The sequence below is a fragment of the Lactobacillus sp. B3795 genome (genome assembly GCF_026535805.1).
GTDB lineage: Bacteria > Bacillota > Bacilli > Lactobacillales > Lactobacillaceae > Apilactobacillus > Apilactobacillus kunkeei_C.
The window spans coordinates 1-3,196 of sequence record NZ_JAFNPE010000009.1; the positions used below are offsets into that span (position 1 = coordinate 1).

Annotated in this window: 2 rRNA genes; both read left to right on the forward strand. The window is 48.9% G+C overall.

Features of this window, described 5'->3' with window-relative positions:
* The first annotated feature begins 102 nt into the window (after positions 1-102).
* Positions 103-3,021 (forward strand): 23S ribosomal RNA (locus tag J3U50_RS04515).
* A gap of 69 nt (positions 3,022-3,090) precedes the next feature.
* Positions 3,091-3,196: ribosomal RNA gene (rrf, locus tag J3U50_RS04520) — 5S ribosomal RNA — on the forward strand; the annotation flags it as partial.

Consider the following 3,196-nt stretch of genomic DNA (forward strand, 5'->3'; position numbering starts at 1 on the left):
AAAAATACAATTTCAACCGAGAACACCGCGTTATTTTGAGTTTTAAAATATTAGTTTATTCGTAAATACTCAACTAACCAAACATCACGTAGTGATGAAATAGGTTAAGTTATGAAGGGCGCATGGTGGATGCCTTGGCACTAGGAGCCGATGAAGGACGGGACTAACACCGATATGCTTCGGGGAGCTGTACGTAAGCTTTGATCCGGAGATTTCCGAATGAGGAAACTCGATAATCTTAATCGATTATCACCAGCTAGAGAATACATATCTAGTTTGGGGGCAGACGTGGGGAACTGAAACATCTAAGTACCCACAGGAAGAGAAAGAAATTTCGATTCCCTAAGTAGCGGCGAGCGAACGGGGAACAGCTCAAACCAAAGAGCTTGCTCTTTGGGGTTGTAGGACTGAACATTTGAGTTACCAAGTTAATTGATAGTCGAATTATCTGGGAAGTTAAGCGATACAGGGTGATAGCCCCGTAGGCGAAATCAATTAACCTCAGTTCAGGATCCTGAGTACGGCGACACACGTGAAACGTCGTCGGAATCCGGGAGGACCATCTCCCAAAGCTAAATACTCCCTAGTGACCGATAGTGAACCAGTACCGTGAGGGAAAGGTGAAAAGCACCCCGGAAGGGGAGTGAAATAGTTCCTGAAACCATGTGCCTACAAGCAGTCAGAGCCCGTTAATGGGTGATGGCGTGCCTCTTGTAGAATGAACCGGCGAGTTATGCTAACATGCAAGGTTAAGGCGAAAAGTCCGGAGCCGTAGCGAAAGCGAGTCTGAATAGGGCGTTACAGTATGTTGGGATAGACCCGAAACCAGGTGATCTACCCATGTTCAGGCTGAAAGTGCGGTAAAACGCACCGGAGGGCCGAACCCGTGTACGTTGAAAAGTGCTGGGATGAAATGTGGGTAGCGGTGAAATTCCAAACGAACTTGGAGATAGCTGGTTCTCTCCGAAATAGCTTTAGGGCTAGCCTCGGACTTAGAATCATGGAGGTAGAGCACTGTTTGGGTGAGGGGCCCGTCATGGGTTACTAAATTCAGATAAACTCCGAATACCATCGATTTATATGTCCGGGAGTCAGACGATGAGTGATAAGATCCACCGTCGAAAGGGGAACAGCCCAGACCACCAATTAAGGTCCCTAAATATATGCTGAGTGGAAAAGGATGTGGAGTTGCATAGACAACTAGGATGTTGGCTCAGAAGCAGCCACCATTTAAAGAGTGCGTAATAGCTCACTAGTCGAGTGATTCTGCGCCGAAAATTTACCGGGGCTAAGCATATTACCGAGATTGTGGACATGACGTAGTCATGTGATAGGAGAGCGTTCTAAGGGCAACGAAGGTAGACCGTAAGGACTGCTGGAGCGCTTAGAAGTGAGAATGCCGGTATGAGTAGCGAAAGAATAGTGAGAATCTATTCCACCGATTGACTAAGGTTTCCTGGGGAAGGCTCGTCCTCCCAGGGTAAGTCGGGACCTAAGCCGAGGCCTAGAGGCGTAGGCGATGGATAACAGGTTGAGATTCCTGTACTAGTTAATTATGTTTGAGCGATGGAGGGACGTAGAAGGCTAACCTGTGCGCACTGTTGGATATGTGCGTTCAAGCAGTAAGTCAGGTAATGAGTGAAATGCTTGTTACCGTGTTGACAAGCTGTGATGAGGATCGAAATAAAGTAGAGAAGTGGGCCATGTCACGCTACCGAGAAAAGCTTCTAGTGAGTAATTAACTACCCGTACCGCAAACCGACACAGGTAGTCAAGGAGAGTATCCTAAGGTGAGCGAGTGAACTCTCGTTAAGGAACTCGGCAAAATGACCCCGTAACTTCGGGAGAAGGGGTGCTGCACGCAAGTGCAGCCGCAGTGAAAAGGCTCAGGCGACTGTTTATCAAAAACACAGGTTTCTGCAAAATCGTAAGATGAAGTATAGGGGCTGACGCCTGCCCGGTGCTGGAAGGTTAAGTGGATGAGTTAGCTTCGGCGAAGCCCAGAAACGAAGCCCCAGTAAACGGCGGCCGTAACTATAACGGTCCTAAGGTAGCGAAATTCCTTGTCGGGTAAGTTCCGACCCGCACGAAAGGCGTAACGATCTGAGCACTGTCTCAACGAGAGACTCGGTGAAATTGAGATACCTGTGAAGAAGCAGGTTACCCGCGACAGGACGGAAAGACCCCATGGAGCTTTACTGTAATTTGATATTGGGTGTTGACATAGCTTGTACAGGATAGGTAGGAGCCGTGGAAACCGGGACGCTAGTTTCGGTGGAGGCATTGTTGGGATACTACCCTCGCTGTGCTAACACTCTAACCCGCACCACTTATCGTGGTGGGAGACAGTGTCTGATTGGCAGTTTGACTGGGGCGGTCGCCTCCTAAACAGTAACGGAGGCGCCCAAAGGTTCCCTCAGAATGGTTGGAAATCATTCTTCGAGTGTAAAGGCAAAAGGGAGCTTGACTGCGAGACAGACAGGTCGAGCAGGGACGAAAGTCGGGCTTAGTGATCCGGTGGTACCGTATGGAAGGGCCATCGCTCAACGGATAAAAGCTACCCTGGGGATAACAGGCTTATCTCCCCCAAGAGTTCACATCGACGGGGAGGTTTGGCACCTCGATGTCGGCTCATCGCATCCTGGGGCTGTAGTTGGTCCCAAGGGTTGGGCTGTTCGCCCATTAAAGCGGTACGCGAGCTGGGTTCAGAACGTCGTGAGACAGTTCGGTCCCTATCCGTCGCGGGCGTAGGAAATTTGAGGGGAGCTGTCTCTAGTACGAGAGGACCGAGATGGACATACCGCTGGTGTACCAGTTGTCCCGCCAGGGGCATCGCTGGGTAGCTATGTATGGATGAGATAAACGCTGAAAGCATCTAAGTGTGAAACCGACCTCAAGATGAAATTTCCCATTCCTTTATGGAAGTAAGACCCCTAAGAGATGATTAGGTAGATAGGCTAGAAGTGGAAGTGCAGTGATGTATGGAGCGGACTAGTACTAATTGGTCGAGGACTTAACCAAGTAAGGTAGTAATCGGAAGAAATAAATAATATCTAGTTTTGAGAGAACGAAGTTCTTTCAGATAAATAGTGTGGTGGCGATAGCTAGAAGGATACACCTGTTCCCATGCCGAACACAGAAGTTAAGCTTCTAAACGCCGATAGTAGTTGAGGGATCGCCCTCTGCAAGGGTAGGA